Source organism: Pseudonocardia oroxyli (assembly GCF_900102195.1).
In the GTDB taxonomy this organism is placed as follows: domain Bacteria; phylum Actinomycetota; class Actinomycetes; order Mycobacteriales; family Pseudonocardiaceae; genus Pseudonocardia; species Pseudonocardia oroxyli.
Genome location: NZ_FNBE01000012.1, coordinates 91,985 through 108,023, shown reverse-complemented (window position 1 = coordinate 108,023; position 16,039 = coordinate 91,985). Strand labels below are relative to the sequence as shown.

Annotated in this window: 14 protein-coding genes and 1 pseudogene; 6 read left to right on the top strand and 9 right to left on the bottom strand. The window is 76.1% G+C overall.

Annotated features, from left to right (window positions below; genetic code table 11):
* Positions 1–141: 141 nt before the first annotated feature.
* Positions 142–2,445 carry a DEAD/DEAH box helicase gene (locus BLS43_RS18625; protein WP_245707596.1) on the top strand — a complete coding sequence of 768 codons (2,304 nt, stop codon included), beginning with the start codon at positions 142–144 and terminating at the stop codon, positions 2,443–2,445.
* Between the two features lie 480 nt (positions 2,446–2,925).
* Here the strand turns inward: BLS43_RS18625 and BLS43_RS18620 are convergent.
* The 7 genes and pseudogenes from BLS43_RS18620 to ssd all read right to left on the bottom strand — a co-directional run.
* Positions 2,926–3,258, bottom strand: a pseudogene (locus BLS43_RS18620) (Rv3654c family TadE-like protein); the annotation flags it as partial.
* Positions 3,255–3,890: a TadE family type IV pilus minor pilin gene (locus tag BLS43_RS31225; protein WP_245707573.1), complete on the bottom strand. Its 636-nt coding sequence runs from the start codon at positions 3,888–3,890 to the stop codon at positions 3,255–3,257. The gene BLS43_RS31225 and the pseudogene BLS43_RS18620, both read right to left, overlap by 4 nt.
* Positions 3,890–4,309, bottom strand: coding sequence for a DUF4244 domain-containing protein (locus BLS43_RS31220; RefSeq protein WP_245707572.1), 420 nt, complete (start codon positions 4,307–4,309; stop codon positions 3,890–3,892). The genes BLS43_RS31225 and BLS43_RS31220 overlap by 1 nt, the downstream gene beginning before the upstream one ends.
* A 77-nt stretch (positions 4,310–4,386) precedes the next feature.
* Positions 4,387–5,148, bottom strand: coding sequence for a type II secretion system F family protein (locus BLS43_RS18605; RefSeq protein WP_093086851.1), 762 nt, complete (start codon positions 5,146–5,148; stop codon positions 4,387–4,389).
* Between the two features lie 52 nt (positions 5,149–5,200).
* Positions 5,201–6,016, bottom strand: a complete 816-nt coding sequence (locus BLS43_RS18600; RefSeq protein ID WP_093086570.1) for a type II secretion system F family protein — start codon at positions 6,014–6,016, stop codon at positions 5,201–5,203.
* Positions 6,013–7,350, bottom strand: a complete 1,338-nt coding sequence (locus BLS43_RS18595; RefSeq protein ID WP_176921410.1) for a TadA family conjugal transfer-associated ATPase — start codon at positions 7,348–7,350, stop codon at positions 6,013–6,015. The genes BLS43_RS18600 and BLS43_RS18595 overlap by 4 nt, the downstream gene beginning before the upstream one ends.
* Positions 7,347–8,429, bottom strand: a complete 1,083-nt coding sequence (gene ssd / locus BLS43_RS18590; protein WP_093086848.1) for a septum site-determining protein Ssd — start codon at positions 8,427–8,429, stop codon at positions 7,347–7,349. The genes BLS43_RS18595 and ssd overlap by 4 nt, the downstream gene beginning before the upstream one ends.
* 620 nt (positions 8,430–9,049) lie before the next feature.
* Here ssd and BLS43_RS31215 point away from each other — a divergent pair.
* Positions 9,050–9,877 carry an HAD family hydrolase gene (locus BLS43_RS31215; RefSeq protein ID WP_281245848.1) on the top strand — a complete coding sequence of 276 codons (828 nt, stop codon included), beginning with the start codon at positions 9,050–9,052 and terminating at the stop codon, positions 9,875–9,877.
* A gap of 381 nt (positions 9,878–10,258) precedes the next feature.
* Here the strand turns inward: BLS43_RS31215 and BLS43_RS18580 are convergent, their stop codons facing one another.
* Entirely contained in the window at positions 10,259–10,984 is a 726-nt protein-coding gene (locus tag BLS43_RS18580; RefSeq protein WP_093086565.1) for an oxidoreductase, read from the bottom strand.
* Positions 10,985–11,097: 113 nt separating this feature from the next.
* Between BLS43_RS18580 and acs the strand changes: the two genes are divergently transcribed.
* The 4 genes from acs (at position 11,098) to BLS43_RS18560 (ending at position 15,019) form a co-directional block, all read left to right on the top strand.
* Entirely contained in the window at positions 11,098–13,068 is a 1,971-nt protein-coding gene (gene acs, locus BLS43_RS18575; RefSeq protein WP_093086562.1) for an acetate--CoA ligase, read from the top strand.
* Between the two features lie 4 nt (positions 13,069–13,072).
* Positions 13,073–13,513 (top strand): alternative ribosome rescue aminoacyl-tRNA hydrolase ArfB, encoded by a 441-nt coding sequence (gene arfB, locus BLS43_RS18570; RefSeq protein ID WP_093086560.1) that lies wholly within the window; start codon positions 13,073–13,075, stop codon positions 13,511–13,513.
* Between the two features lie 79 nt (positions 13,514–13,592).
* Positions 13,593–14,096, top strand: coding sequence for a phage holin family protein (locus BLS43_RS18565; RefSeq protein ID WP_093086557.1), 504 nt, complete (start codon positions 13,593–13,595; stop codon positions 14,094–14,096).
* 50 nt (positions 14,097–14,146) lie between these two features.
* A complete protein-coding gene (locus BLS43_RS18560; protein ID WP_245707570.1) occupies positions 14,147–15,019 on the top strand; it encodes an alpha/beta fold hydrolase in 873 nt (290 codons plus the stop codon).
* Positions 15,020–15,059: 40 nt separating this feature from the next.
* Here BLS43_RS18560 and BLS43_RS18555 read toward each other — a convergent pair whose 3' ends face one another.
* Positions 15,060–16,019, bottom strand: a complete 960-nt coding sequence (locus tag BLS43_RS18555; RefSeq protein WP_245707568.1) for a glycerophosphodiester phosphodiesterase — start codon at positions 16,017–16,019, stop codon at positions 15,060–15,062.
* Positions 16,020–16,039: the final 20 nt, after the last annotated feature.

Here is a 16,039-nt window from a genome sequence, read left to right as displayed (position 1 = left end):
GACGTGCATGACCAGCGGATCGTCGAGCCCGCCGCGCCGGTGGTCCGCTCCGCCCGCGGCCTGGAGCTGCTCGGGCGGGTGCTCGCGGGGTCGGGGGTGGACCCGGCCGCGCCGGTCCTCGAGCTCGGGCCCTCGGGCGAGCTGCCGCCCCTGGACGGACCCGACACCGCAGGCGAGCCCGCCGACCCGCTGAACCCGCTGCGCCACGCCGTGCGACTGCCGCCCCGCCCGGGCCGAAGCGTCGACTGGCCGGGGTGGGCGCCGCCCGAGGTCGTCGAGGCGTTCGGGCGGATCGGCGTCGCGCGGCCCTGGAGTCACCAGGTCGAGGGGGCGGAGCTGGCGCACGCCGGGCGGGACGTGGTGGTGGCGACCGGCACGGCGTCCGGCAAGTCGATGGTCTACCAGCTGCCGGTGCTCACCCGGCTGGTGACCGACCCGCGGGCCACGGCCCTCTACCTCGCGCCCACGAAGGCCTTGGCCGCCGACCAGCTCCGCACGCTGCGCGAGCTCGACCTCCCCGCGATGCGTCCGGCGACGCTCGACGGGGACACCCCGATGGACGAGCGGGACTGGATCCGTCACCACGGCCGCTGGATCCTCAGCAACCCGGACATGCTGCACCGCTCGGTGCTGCCCCGCCACGGCCGATGGGCGCAGTTCCTGCGCAGGCTCAGCGTGATCGTGGTCGACGAGTGCCACACCTACCGCGGGGTGTTCGGCTCGCACGTCGCGCTGCTGGTGCGCAGGCTGCTCCGGGTGGCCCGCCGCTACGGCGCCGAACCCGTGATCGTGCTGGCCTCCGCGACCGTGGCCCGGCCCGCCGAGCACGCCTGTGCGCTCACCGGCCGCTCCGTGACGGCGGTGACCGAGGACGGCTCGCCCAGCGCCGGTCGGACCGTCGCCCTCTGGGAACCCCCGCTGCTCCCCGAGCTGACCGGGGAGAACGGGGCACCGGTGCGCCGGCCCGCGTCGACCGAGTCCTCCCGGATGCTGGCCGACCTCGTCCTGGAGGGCGCCCGCAGCCTGGCCTTCGTCCGCTCGCGCCGCGGCGCGGAGACGACCGCGCTGGGGGCGCAGCGGCTCGTCGCGGACGTCGACCGCGACCTCGTGGAGCGGATCTCCGCCTACCGCGGCGGGTACCTGCCCGAAGAGCGGCGCGAGCTGGAGGCCGCGCTGATGAGCGGCGAGCTGCTCGGGGTGGCCACCACCAACGCCCTCGAGCTCGGCGTGGACATCGCCGGGCTGGACGCGGTGATCGTCGCCGGGTTCCCCGGCACCCGTGCCTCCTTCTGGCAGCAGGCGGGCCGGGCGGGCCGGGCGTCGGACGAGGCGTTGGTCGTCCTGGTGGCCCGCGACGACCCCATGGACACCTACCTCGTGCACCACCCGCGGGCCCTGATCGGCGCACCGGTCGAGAGCTGTGTACTGGACCCCACCAACCCGTACGTGCTGGCCCCGCAGCTCGTGTGCGCCGCGGCCGAACTGCCGATCACCGAAGCGGACGTGGCCGCCGTGTTCGGGGGCCGACCTGCGGCGCAACTCCTCGACGAGCTGGTCGAGGACGGCGTGCTGCGCCGCCGCCCGACGGGGTGGTTCTGGCCCTCGACGCGGGAGCAGCCCGCTGCGTCGGTCGACATCCGGGGCTCCGGGCTGGGCCAGGTCGCGCTGGTCGAGGCGGGCACGGGCCGGATGCTCGGCACGGTCGACGGTGCCTCCGCCCCCGGGACCGTGCACCCCGGCGCCGTGTACCTGCACCGCGGTGAGAGCTACGTGGTCGACGATCTCGACCTCGACGCCGGGGTGGCGCTCCTGCACCAGGAGGAGCCGGACTGGCGCACCGACGCCCGGTCGACCGCGGACGTCGACGTCGTCGCCGTCCGGTCCCGCAGCGACCACGGGCCGGTGTCGGTGTACTTCGGGGACGTGCGGGTGACCGGGCAGGTCGTGGCCTACCAGCGCCGGGCCGCAGACGGTGCCGTGCTGGAGACCGTGCCGCTGGACATGCCCGCGCAGGAGCTGGAGACGCGGGCGGTCTGGTACACGGTCGACGACGCCGCGCTCGCGGACGCCGGCCTGGACCCGGCCCGCATCCCCGGCGCCCTGCACGCGGCGGAGCACGCGGCGATCGGGCTGCTGCCGCTGTTCGCGATCTGCGACCGCTGGGACATCGGCGGGCTGTCCACGGCGCTGCACCCCGACACCGGGCTGCCCACCGTGTTCGTCCACGACGGACACCCGGGCGGCGCCGGGCTCGCCGAGCGGGGGCACGCGGTCCTGGAGCGCTGGCTGCGGGCGACCCGGGCGGCCATCCGGGACTGCGGCTGCCGCACGGGCTGCCCGTCCTGTGTGCAGTCGCCCAAGTGCGGCAACGGCAACAACCCGCTGGACAAGGCGGGCGCGGTGCGGGTGCTGGACATCGTGCTCCAGGCGCTGGCGGCGCACTGACCCGTCGCGAGGGCGGTCCGGCGGGGTGCCGTCGCACGCCGAGCCCGTCCGTCCCGCGAGGCCCGCGACGACGCCACGGACGCCCGCGAGGCCCGCGAGGCCCGCGACGCCCGCGAGGCCCGGGACGCCCGGGAGGCCCGGGAGGCCCGGGAGGCCCGCGACGCCCGGGAGGCCCGGGAGGCCCGCGACGCCCGGGACGCCCGGGAGGCCCGCGACGCGGTCCATGATCCGTCCGTGGGGAGGCGGGCGGTCGATTTCCGACCGTTCGGCTCCCGGAATGTGGATCAACCCTCGGTTCGGGGCGGCGGACGTGGGCCGGGCCCGGCGGACTCGGCGCAGTGCGGGCCCGGCCGGGAACGCCGCGGCCGGTGACCCGCCGCTCTCCGGCTCGGGACCTGGTTCCGGCTCGGTGGGAGCGCCGGGGGTCGGCGGCGGCGCCGGAGCCGGTGGCGCCGACGGGCCGTCGACCGGTCCGGCGTGCGCCCTGGCGGTCGCGGCGGAGCGCGTGAGCAGCGACCAGGGACGCTCGACGCGGACCTCGACCAGGGCGTCCCAGCCGTCGAGGGCGCAGGCGGCGAGCCGCCCGTCCATGGCGCTCACCACCCGCTCCGCCGCCGCGCACGCGACGCGTTCACCCTCGACGGGGTCGCCCGCGGCCGCGAGGGCGGCGAGGTCCGCGGCGGCCTGGGCGCGGTGGCGGGCCACCACCGCCGAGCCGACGTCCAGCAGCAGCGCGGTGACCGCGAGCAGGAGCGCCGCGGCCGTCGCCGCCCACACCGTCGCCGCGCCATGGTCGGGCGCGCCCGGATTCATCGGAGCCCGGCCGAGTCGAACGCCCCGAGATCGCGTGCGCTGGGATCCGGGGTTCCGGGGTCGAGCGCGTCGGGATCGAGCGGGTCGGGGTCGGGGGCGCCCGGGTCTGGGGCGCCGAGATCGACAGCGCCTGGCTCGGCGCCGTCGGGAACTGAGGCGCCGGGATTCGGGGCGCCGGGATCGAGAGCGCCTGGCTCAGCGACGCTCGACTCGGCGGCGCCCGGCTCGGCGACGTCGGGCTCCGCGGTTCCGCGATTGGGGGCGTCCGGATCGAGGGCTCCGGGCCCGGAGATCCCCGCGTCGAGAGCGCCGGGCTCGCGGATCGCGAGGGCCGAGCCGCTGATCCGCACGGGGAGCACACCGATCGGGGCGGCGGTCACCTGCGCGCGGATCTCGTCGCCGACGGTGCTCACCTCCAGCGTCGCGCCCGCCGGGGCGACCGCCGCGGCGGCCTGGTGGGCCCGGTCGTCACCGCGGGCGGTGAGCCGGGCGAGCTCGCGCGCCGCGTCCTGGCAGCGCACCGCCGCCCCGACCGCGCTGAGCGAGCCGAGCGCGGCGAGGAGCACCAGGGTCAGTGCGGCGAGGGCGATCGCCGCCTCGACGGTGACCGCGCCGCGCTCGGCCGGGCGCATCAGAACGTGACCTGCAGTGCGCGCTCGACCAGCCCGGTCAGCGCCGTCACCACCGACTCGCCGCTGACCACCGTGTAGAGCACCGCGGCGAACGCCGCCGCGGCGAGCGTGCCGATCGCGTACTCCACCGTGGACATTCCGCGGTCGTCCCGCCTGGCACGGTCGGCCAGCGCCCGCGCCCACGCGGCCAGCGGGCCGAGGAGCGCGGCGAGCAGGTGGGCCGGGGTGGCTCGCCGGCCCGGCGGGCTGTCGGGTGCCGCGCGCGGCCCGGGGTCGGGTGGGGTGGTCTCGGGATCGCGCGGGGCCCGTCCGGTGCGCTGGTCGGTCTGGGCGGGCGGGTTCGGGCAGGTGCGCAGGGCTCGGCTGCGCGGGCCGCGCGAACGCTCGGGGCCGGGGTCGACGAGAACGGTGGCGGTCATGGGGTTCCTCCTGGGGAATGGGGTTCGGATCCGGGGAGCGGGCGCTCCCCGGGGGGGGGGTGATCGGGCGGGTGGGGTCACCATCGGCTCAAGGCCTCACCGGCCAGACCGAGGACGACCGGGGCGATCCCGAGCGCCAGGAACGCGGGCAGGAAACAGAGCCCGAGCGGTGCGGCGACCAGCACCGCGGCGCGTTCCGCCCGGGCCTCGGCCGCGTCCGCCAGCCCGTCCCGCAAGCGGGCGGCCTCGCCGCGGGCGACCCGGGCGAGCCCGGTTCCGGTGTCCGCCGAGCGGCGCGCGGCCCGACCGAAGGCGGCCAGCTGCGGGAGCTCCGCGGCAGCGGCCCAGGCCTGCTCGCCAGGCGAGCCCAGCTCCAGGAGCCCGGCCACCCGCCGCAGGGCGACCGCCGTGGGCCCGTCGATCCGCTCCGCCGCCACCTGGACGGCCGTCGGGACCGGGAGCCCGGCGTCGAGACAGGTCGCGAGCAGCTCCCAGCCCGCGGCCAGCCCGCCGGCGTCGACACGACCCGCCGCCCGGGTCCCGAGTCGGCGGAACGCGGTGGAGACCCCCGGCGGCAGCAGACCTCCGAGGAGTACGGCCGCGAGGACCGCGGTCGGCCCACCCGCGGGCCCACCGGCCAGGACCCAGACGATCCCGGCGACCCCGACACCGGCGACGACCGGCAAGCGCGACCGCCCGCCCACGCCCGATCCCGGGTCCGCGGACTCGACCGGCGGGCGCAGGCCGCGCAGCCGGGGCCGGGCGGCACCGTCGCCCGCGACGGCCACCGCCAGCGCCACGAGGGCACACGCCGCCACGAGACCGGGGCCCGCGCTCATCGCGCGCACCGCCGCATCGACCCGGACCACCGGCTGCGAGCCGTCCGGGCGGTCACGGCGCCGCCCCCGTGGTGAGCCGGTCGCTCCAGCTCAGACCCGCCCACACCAGGCCGGTACCGACCAGGAGCAGCGCCTGGCCGAGGATCCCGGACCGCAGCACGCCCAGCGGGTCGGCCCCCAGCAGATGGCCGAGCCCCAGACCGAGCACGGGCAGCGCGGTGAGCACGGCCGCGGTGGCCCGTGGACCCGCGGAACGGGCGTGGGTGCGCGCGGCGAAGGCGAGCCGCCACCGCAGGTCGGTGAGCACCCCGTCGAGCAGGTCGGCCAGCGGTGCGCCGTGCCGGTCGCTCAACGACCACGCCGCCGCGATCCGCTGCAGCTCGGCGCGGACCGCCGCCGGACCGCGGGCGGCGGTGCGGACCAGCGCGGCCGGCACGTCGTCTCCCAGGCGGGCGGCCGCGGCGGCGGGGCCGAGCGTGCGGTCGGCGAGGGCGCCGTCGGAGCGCACGCCCTGCAGGGCCGCGGCGGGGTGCGCGCCCGTACGGAGCTCCTCGATGATCCGGGCCAGGGACTCGGCGAGCTCGGCGGCCTCGGCCCCGGCGCGGGACCGGTCTCGCGACCGGGCCCGCCGCCTGCGGATCGTCGTCGCCACCAGGCCGCCCGCCAGGCTCCCCGCCACCCCACACGCCAACCCGCCGAGCACGGCTCCGAGCAGCGCCACGGCGAGGGGAGCGGGTGGCACCGGCAACCGGCGCGCCACCTCGGGCCGGACGGTCCCGAGCCGCTGCCGCGCCGGCGGGCCGGGTGCGATCAGCAGGCCCGCCGCCACGGCGGCGCACACCGCCCAGCCCGGTCCGGCGGCGCTCACGACCCGCTCCGCGCGGAGGCGGGGAGCCGCAGGTGGAAGGCGACTGGTCGGACACCGGCCGGGCCCGTCCCGCCCCGTCCGTGAGCACCCTCGACGCGGTGCCCGACCCGCTCGACGACCCCGCCCGACCGGGCGACCCGCGCGCCGGCCGCCACGGCCCGCCCCGTCCACGGTGGCTGCACACCCCGTTCGCGGAGCAGCGCGTCGAGTCGCGGCCGGTCGGCGGTCCAGCCGGTCCGGTGCTCCCAGACCGGGGCCACCCGCACCTCGCCGGACGGTGCCCGCTCCAGGACCCCGACGGCCGCGAGCACCCGGCCCCCTGGCCCACGGTGCATGTGCAGGACCACCTGGACCGCCGCCGCCAGCTGGCTGTGCAGCGCGGCCCGGTCCATGCCACCCACCGCGGCCAGCGCCTCCATGCGGGCCGGGACCTCGCGGGCGGAGTTGGCGTGGACGGTCCCGGCGCCGCCGTCGTGTCCCGTGTTCAGGGCGGACAGCAGATCGCAGACCTCGCCGCCGCGGACCTCACCGACCACGAGCCGGTCCGGGCGCATCCGCAGCGCCTGGCGCACCAGGTCCCGCAGGGACACCCCGCCCGCCCCCTCGATGTTCGGCGGCCGCGCCACCAGCCGGACCACCTGGGGGTGGCGGGGTTGCAGCTCCTGGGCGTCCTCGACGGTGAGGATGCGCTCGGCGGGGTCGACCTCGCCCAGCAGCGCGGCCAGCAGGGTGGTCTTGCCCGACCCGGTGCCGCCGGACACCAGCACCGCGAGGCGGGCCGCCACGATCGCCTGCACCACGTCCCCGGTGGGGCCCGCCAGGGTGCCCGACCGGCGCAGGGCGGCGAGATCGTGCGCCGCGGGGCGCAGCACGCGCAGGGACAGACAGGTGCCGTCCGGGGCGACGGGTGCGAGCACGGCGTGCACCCGGGTCCCACCGGACCCGTCGAGCGCGCCGGCGAGGAACCCGTCGACCGAGGGGCTCGCGTCGTCCAGCCTGCGCCCGGCGGCCTGGGCGAGGCGCTGGGCGAGCCTGCGCACCGCGGCCTCGCCGTCCAGACGGACCGGGGAGCGCTCCAGACCGGCTCCGCGGTCGACCATCACGGTGCCGCCGCCGAACACGAGGACGTCAGTGGTGTCCGGGTCGCGCAGCAGCGGTTCGAGGGGGCCGGCGCCCACCAGCTCCTCGCGCAGGGAACGCAGGGCGACCAGGACGTCCTGGTCCGACGCGACCCCGCCCGACTCCGCCCGGAAGGCCGCCGCGACCGCCGCCGGGGTCGGTTCCCGACCCTCCTCGGCGAGCCGGGACCGGATCCGCTCGGCGAGCTCGCTCACGACACGCTCCGCAGTGCCGGGCCCGGGTCGAGTATCGCGCGGGCCGCGCTCGCCAGCGGCCCCCGGCGCCGTCCGGGCGGGACGCCCTGCTCGAGGGCCCGCGCGATCCCCCTGTCCGGGGCCATCTCGGCCACCAGGGGCAGGTCCAGTGCCTCCGCGACGTCCGCCGGGGTGAGCCCGCCCGGGGAGGGCCCGCGCACGACGAGGCCGACCTCGCGGGTCTGCTCCGCGAGGACGGCTGCCACCCGCCCCGCGGCCGCACACGACCGGACGTCCGCCGGCACGACCAACAACACCCGGTCGGCCAGCTCCAGGGCGGCCAGCGCGGGATCGGTCGGATAGCGCGGCAGGTCGCAGACCACGGTCTCGCCCGCCTGGCGACCCGCCTCGACCACGGCGGTGACCGCGGCCGCCGACGGACCCGACGGCTCGCGCCCGCAGGAGAGCACCCCGAGCTCGCCGGAGCGGCCGACCGCGGGCGCGGGCAGCGCGGCGTGCAGGGCCGAGGCGGCGACCCGGCCGTCCGCGATCCGCAGGTCCGGCCATCGCAGGCCGGTGACCTCCTCGGCCCCCAGGACCAGGTCCAATCCCCCACCGAGCGGATCGCAGTCCACGAGCAGGGTGCGCTCCCCGGACCGGGCCGCGACCACCGCGAGCGCTGCCGCGAGGACCGAGGCACCCGCCCCACCCCGCCCGCCCACGACCGCCAGCACCCGCCCCGCCCGGCCCGGGGAGCCGCCGCGTTCGACGGCGGCCGCCAGCCGCGAGAGCAGATGCTCCTCGGCGGCGGGCAGCTCGAGCGCCTGTTCCGCGCCGAGCGCCACGGCGCTGTGGAGGGCCTCCATCGACGCCGACCCGAACCCGACGAGCACCAGGTCGGCGCGCCGGGGCAACCCGGCCCGCAGACACCGCGCCGCCGACCCCTCGTCCAGCACGACGAACGGCGCCCGCGACCAGTACGGGCGCGCCTCGGCCGGGTCCGGGCTCCGATGCACCTCGCACCCCGCGGCCGCCGCGATCCGCAGCACCGCGTCGAGCAGGTCGGGGTCCTCCACCATCAGCAGGGTCCGCTCGCTCATCCGGGCCTCCTCCACTCGGCGTCCGCGACCCATCCGGCCGCGAACCGACTCGGCCGCGGGACCCCGTGCGGCCCCGCGCCCACCCGCCACGACCCCGGTCGGTGCCGTGGCGACGTCGAGCCTGCGGCCTCCGCGGCGCTTCCGGACGACGAACCGCGAACCTGTGGATGGCCGACCCCGCCTGTGGATGGATGCCCCGTCGCGACGCCGTTCGCGCCGCCGGCGTCGGTCCGGCCGGGCAGAATGAAGATCGAGGGTCCCCGAATCGCGCGCGGGCACGAGGGCGGGCGACGGCCGTGCCGCTGCCTCCGCGCCGTGCCGATCCGGTCGCGGTGCGTGATCACCGCCGCGGGTGTACGGGCTGTACGAGGGCGTGGTCGCGGCCGCCCGCCGGCCGCCGCACACCGCAGCGACCGCCCGGCGAACACCTGACGTGGAGACGTGGTGGTGTGGCGGACTTGCGGTTACAGTTGAGTCGGCTCGGGTGTGCGTTTTCGCCTGCCCCGGCCCGGGTTCAGTCCGACCCCCCGGGGCTGAACCGCCTGACGGCCCTCGCCAATCCCCCCTGGCGAGGGCCGTCCCTTCTCCGGGGTCGGGTGCCGGTCTGGCAGGCTCGTCCCGTGCCCGGACCGTCCGCCCCGCCCGACCGTCTCCCCGGCGACGGAGCGGTTCCCGGGTCGCCGCGCGCCGCCGCGTTCTTCGACCTCGACAAGACGATCATCGCGGGGTCGAGCGCGCTCGCGTTCTCCCGCCCGTTCCGCCGCGAGGGCCTGATCACCCGCCGCGCGGTGCTGCGCAGCGGTTACGCGCAGTTGCTCCTGCTGCTCGCCGGCGCCGACGCGGACACCATGGACCTGCTCCGCAGGCGGATCACCGCGCTGGCGGCGGGATGGGACGTGGCGCAGGTGCGGTCGATCGTGGCGGAGACGCTGCACGAGATCGTCGAGCCGATGATCTACGCCGAGGCGGCGGCGCTGATCGCGGAGCACCGCGCGCGGGGCGACGAGATCGTCGTGCTGAGCGCGTCGGGGCTCGAGGTGGTGGAGCCGATCGCGGCGATGGTGGGCGCGGACCGCTGCGTCGCGACCCGGATGGAGGCCCGCGGCGGCCGCTACACCGGGGAGATCGAGTTCTACTGTTACGGCGAGGAGAAGGCGGTGGTGGCGCGGCGCATCGCCGCCGACCGCGGCTACTCCCTCGCGGACTGCTCCGCGTACTCGGACTCGATCACCGACGAGCCGTTGCTCGCCGCCGTGGGGCACCCGACGGCGGTCAACCCGGACAAGGCCTTGCGCGCGATGGCCCACGCCCGCGGGTGGCCCGTGCGGACGTTCACCGCGCCGATCTCGCTGCGCACCCGGTTGACCGGGCGCTCGCCCCTCGTCGCGGGGGCGCTGGTGGGGGTCGCCGTGGCCTGCACCGCAGCGTGGCTACGTTTCCGCAGGTGAGATCACTGCGCGACCGCCGGACGGGTCCATTCCGGCTCGGTGATCGACACCCTCCGCAGCTGAACCGGTGCACCTGACCGACCCCCTTGCTGTGGCCCCGGTCACGGAGTACGAATGGTCTCACGGACCTCCGGAAGGCCAGGGTCGGTGCGGTGGAGAAGCACCCGGCTCCCCCTCCCAGAGCTCCGTGCGCGATCGCCGGGCACTCCACGCACAGCACGCCGCGGGAGGCATGTCGTCGTGGGCCTGCGGACCGGGACGCCGGACGCCGAGGCCGGATCACGACACGTAGTGCACGCCTGGACCCCGGAGGGTCGCGCGAGACGGGCGGTGCCCCCACTGCAGACGGGGCACCGCCCGTTTCTCGCGTCCGGCCGGCGTTCAGGCCTGGGCCTCGGCGATCCCCATCCCCTCGCGGGCCCCGGTCTCCCACGCCGCGCACACGTGCACGATCCATTCGCGCAGTCCGTCCGGCGCGCCCGTCGCGAACGCGACCGCGGCGGCCCGGTACTCCGCGGCCCGCCGCAGGTGGCCGACCTCGGGGACGGCCAGCGACTTCGGGTCCAGGCCGGTCGCGACGGCGGTGAGCCGCGCCGCCGCGCGGGCCACCACGCCGTCGGCGGTGCCGAAGGGGCGCAGGGCGAGCAGCTCGCCGTGCACCACCGCGACCAGCACCGGCGCGGGCACCGCCGTGCCGCCGGTGACCATGTCGGCGAGCAGGCCGAGTCGGGCCGAGGCACCGTCCCGGGGGCGGCCGAGCACGGACGAGTCCTCGACGAGGTCGGTGGCGGCCAGGACGTGCAGCCGGGCCAGCGCCTGCAGCGGCGCCCCCTTCCACGTGGCCAGCAGCTTCCCGGCCTCGTCCGCCACCCGCACCGCCCCCGCGAGCACGGGGTGCGTGACGTGCTCCTCCCGCGCGGGGGTGAGCGGCGCGCCCTCCAGCGCGGCCGACGCGCGGGCGGCCCGCAGCGCGGCCTCCGCGGCGGTCGCGGGCCAGCCCCGGCGGTTGACCGTGTGGTTGTGCACCGGGACGAGGGCGTCTCGGGCGGCGGCGACCGCGTCGGCGACGCCGGGGAGGTCCAGGAGCGGGGCGAGGGGATCCGGCACCCCGCCATGCTGCCGCACGGGGGTCGTCCTCTCCGTACTGACGGTGCATACGCGGTGGCGGAGCACTAGGTTCAGAGGCCAGTAGCACCGGTGCCTGAGGAGGACACGAGGACATGGCCGAGTCGGGAGCGACGCTCAGCAACCTGTCCACCGAGAGCCGCAGCTTCCCGCCGAGCGAAGAGTTCGCGGCGCAGGCCAACGCGACGGCGGACTGGTACGAGCGCGGGGACACCGATCGCGAGGCCTTCTGGGCCGAGCAGGCGGAGCGACTGTCGTGGGGCGAGCGGTGGACCGAGGTCCTCGACTGGCAGCCGCCGTTCGCGAAGTGGTTCGTCGGCGGGAAGCTCAACGTCGCCTACAACTGTGTGGACCGCCACGTCGAGGCGGGCAACGGGGACCGGGTGGCCTTCCACTGGGAGGGCGAGCCGGGTGACACCCGCACCATCACCTACGCCGACCTGCAGCGCGAGGTCTCGAAGACGGCGAACGCGCTGACCGAGCTGGGTGTGCGGGCCGGGGACCGGGTGGCGATCCAGCTGCCGATGATCCCCGAGGCCGTGTTCTCCATGCTCGCCTGCGCGCGGCTGGGCGCGATGCACAGCGTGGTGTTCGGCGGGTTCTCCCCGGGGGCGTTGAAGGCCCGCATCGAGGACGCCGAGGCCAAGTTGCTGATCACCAGCGACGGCCAGTTCCGCCGGGGCAAGCCCGCCCCGATGAAGGAGAACACCGACGAGGCCGTCGAGGGCACGACCATCGAGCACGTGCTGGTGGTCAAGCGCACCGAGTCCGACGTCGCGTGGACCGAGGGCCGGGACGTCTGGTGGCACGACGTGGTCGACGCCGCCTCCGACCAGCACACCCCCGAGCTGTTCGACGCCGAGAACCCGCTGTTCATCCTCTACACCTCGGGCACCACCGGGAAGCCGAAGGGCATCCTGCACACCTCGGGCGGCTACCTGACCCAGGCGGCGTACACCCACCACGTGGTGTTCGACCACAAGCCGGGCGAGAGCGTCTACTGGTGCACCGCGGACATCGGCTGGGTGACCGGGCACTCGTACATCGTGTACGGCCCGCTGGCCAACGGCGCCACCTCGGTGATGTACGAGGGCACGCCGAACACCCCGCACGAGGGCCGGCACTGGGAGATCGTGCAGAAGTACGGCGTCACGATCTACTACACCGCCCCCACGCTCATCCGCACGTTCATGAAGTGGGGCCGGGAGATCCCGGAGAAGTACGACCTCTCTTCGCTGAAGGTGCTCGGCTCGGTGGGCGAGCCCATCAACCCCGAGGCCTGGATGTGGTACCGCGAGGTCATCGGCGCCGAGCGCTGCCCCATCGTGGACACCTGGTGGCAGACCGAGACCGGGGCGATCATGATCTCGCCGCTGCCGGGGGTCACCGCCACCAAGCCCGGTTCGGCGATGCGCAGGCTGCCGGGGATCGGCGCCGCCGTGGTCGACGAGGGCGGCACCCCGGTCGGCAACGGCGAGGGCGGCTACCTGGTGCTCGACAAGCCCTGGCCGTCGATGCTGCGCGGCATCTGGGGCGACGAGGAGCGCTACAAGGACACCTACTGGTCCCGCTTCGCCGAGCAGGGCTACTACTTCGCCGGTGACGGCGCCAAGTACGACGACGACGGCGCCATCTGGCTGCTCGGCCGCGTGGACGACGTGATGAACGTCTCCGGGCACCGGATCTCCACCACCGAGGTGGAGTCCGCGCTGGTCAGCCACCCGACGGTGGCCGAGGCCGCGGTCGTCGGCGCCTCCGACCCGACCACGGGCCAGGGGATCGTCGCGTTCGTGATCCTGCGCGGCAACGTGGCCCAGGACGAGGCGAAGGGCGCCGACGCGATCGCCGCACTCCGCAACCACGTGAGCAAGGAGATCGGGCCGATCGCGAAGCCGCGCCAGATCATGGTCGTGGACGAGCTGCCCAAGACCCGCTCCGGCAAGATCATGCGGCGGCTGCTGCGGGACGTCGCGGAGAACCGCGAGGTCGGGGACGTCTCCACCCTGGCCGACTCCAGCGTCATGGACCTGATCAAGACGGGTCTGGGCGAGGGTAAGGAAGACTAGGGGCATGACGGACGACCCCGACGGCGTGCTCGTGCGCCGTGGGGTCGTCATCCCCGCCCGGGAGCTGCACTGGCGGTTCTCCCGCTCGTCCGGGCCGGGCGGGCAGGGCGTGAACACCACGGACTCGCGGGTGGAGCTGAGCTTCGACGTCGCGAACTCGCCCAGCCTGCCCGACGACGTCCGGGACCGCGCCCTGCGCAACCTCACGCTCGTCGACGGGGTTCTGACCATCGCCGCGGGCGACTCGCGCAGCCAGCTGCGCAACCGCGAGTCCGCCCGCGAACGGCTGGCCCAGGCGCTGCGCGAGGCCACGAAGGCACCCCCGCCCACCCGTCGTCCGACCAAGCCCACGAAGGGCTCCCAGCGCCGCAGGCTGGACCAGAAGACCCGCCGCGGGAGCGTCAAGCGGTTGCGCGGACGGGGTGGGTGGGACACTCCCGAGTGATCAAGGGTTGACCGGCCCGGTGCGGGGAAGCCCGTCGTGGAAGGATGCCCGAGACCTAGACCCTGCAGGAGGGACCCCGGTGGCCACCCCGACCAGCTCCGGCGGCACGGACGTTCCGCCCGTACTGCCTTCGATCCCGCTGTCGAAGGAGCCGGCGCCCGGTTCCTCGGAGCAGTCGATCGGCGATCTCGTCCGCGACGTGACCTCGCACGTCTCCACGCTCGTCCGCTCCGAGGTGGAGCTGGCCAAGGCGGAGGTGACCTCCGAGGTCAAGAAGGGTGTACAGGGCAGCGTCTTCTTCATCGTCGCGCTCGTCATCGCCCTGTTCAGCCTGTTCTTCCTGTTCCTGGCGATCGGCGAGGTGCTCGACATCTGGCTGCCCCGCTCGGCGGCGTTCGGGATCGTCTTCGGCATCATGATCCTGGGTGCGGCGTTGTCCGCGCTCGTCGGCTACCTGCGGGTCAAGAAGATCCGCAAGCCGGAGCGGACCATCTCCTCGCTGAAGGACACCGCGCAGGTGCTGCAGAACCGCGGCCGGTCCGAGGAGCCCACGGCGCCCCAGCTCAACGGGCACGCCCGCTGAGACCAGAACCGTCCTCGGTCCGGGTTCCGGGCCCGTGGACGCACCGTTCGGTGTCCGCCAACGGGATCCGGCTGCACGTCGTCGAGGCGGGCGAGGGCCCGCTCGTGGTGCTGCTGCACGGGTTCCCCGAGTTCTGGTGGTCCTGGCGCCATCAGCTGCGGGCGCTCGCCGAGGCCGGGTTCCGGGCCGTGGCGGTCGACCTGCGCGGCTACGGGGACTCCGACAAGCCGCCCCGCGGCTACGACCTCTGGACGCTGGCGGGGGACGTCGACGGCCTGATCCGCGCGTTGGGCGAGCAGCGGGCCCACGTGGTCGGGCACGACTGGGGCGGCGCCGTCGCGTGGACCCTGGCCGCGCTGCACCCGCGGCGGCTGCACACGCTGACCGCGATCGGCATCGCCCACCCGCTCGCCTTCCGCAGTGCCCTGCTCCGGCATCCGCTCGGCCAGGGCCGGGCCTCCCGGTACATGGCCGGGTTCCAGCTCCCGCGCAGGCCCGAGGCCACGCTGCGGCGAGACGACGGCGCCCGGGTCGAGCGCATCATGCGCGCCTGGTCGGGGCCGGGGTGGACCGACACGGCGGACTTCGCCGAGGCCGTCGGCCGCAACCGCGAGGCGATCCGGATCTCGACCGTCGCGCACTGCGCCCTGGAGTACTACCGCTGGATGGCGCGCTCGCAGGTCCGCGCCGAGGGCCGCCGCTTCGCCGCCGCGGTCGCCCGGCGGGCGGAGATGCCGGTGCTGCAGGTCCACGGGACGGAGGATCCCTGCGTGCTGGAGGGCACGGCCCGCGGGTCGGCCCGGTGGGTGGCGGGGGAGTTCCGCCACGAGGCCCTCGACGCGGGCCACTTCGTCCACGAGGAGCGCCCGGCCGAGACGACCGCGCTCCTGTTGTCCCACCTCAAGCCCCGTGAGCGGCGATAGTCGCCAGAGCGACCATCGCCGCTCACGGGTCTCGCGGGGTTCACAGGGGGAGGAGGCTCAGGGCGGTGACCGCGGTGTCGGGGTGGTCGGTGAACAGGCCGTCCACACCGGCCTCGACGAACGTGCGGTACTCGGCGAGGGCGTCCCCGTACTCGTCCGCGCGGGTCCCGCGGCGCCACGGTGCGGCCAGGAAGGCGTTCTCGTTGCGCAGGGTCCAGACGTGGACGAGCAGCCCCGCCGCGTGCGCGTCCGCCACGAGGGACGACGGCGGCGCCGCGAGGGACTTCTCCGGGCCGATCCCCGCCGCGTACTCCGCGATCGCGGCCAGCCCGTCCGGGGTGCACAGCGCGGCGTAGGACGGGCCGCCGTCGGCCGGCCCGCCCTCGGCGTCGAGCAGCTGGATCAGCGGCACCGGTGTGGCGGCGTGCAGCGCCCGCAGGTTCCCCACCTCGAAGGACTGGACGAACACCGGGGCGTCGGCGCGGTCCAGGCCGTGGGCGCGCAGGGCAGCGACCAGGGCGTCCTCGCAGGCGAGGCTGCGGGACGCGTGGTAGCTCGGATGCTTGGTCTCGGGGTAGACGCCGATCTCGCGGCCCAGCTCGGCGGAGAGCCGGGCCCGCAGCTCGAGGATCTCGCCGAACGTCGGGACCGGGAACAGCCCGTCGTAGACGGTGTTGCCCTGGCGCAGGCCGGGGAGCCGCTCGACGGCGCGCAGGGTGCGCAGCTCGGTGAGGGTGAAGTCGTCCGCGAACCAGTCCTCGACCTGCTCGCCGTCGAGCGTGCGGACCGTGCGGCGCGCGGCGAACTCGGGGTGCGCGGCCACGTCCGTGGTCGCGCCGATCATGGGCTCGTGGCGGGCGACGAGCACCCCGTCGGCCGTGCTGACCAGGTCGGGCTCGAGGAAGTCCGCCCCCATCCGCGCGGCGAGCTCGTAGCTCGCGAGGGTGTGTTCGGGGCGATAGCCGCTCGCGCCCCGATGGGCGATGACGAGGGGGGTCACGGGTGTCCAGTGTCCCGGGC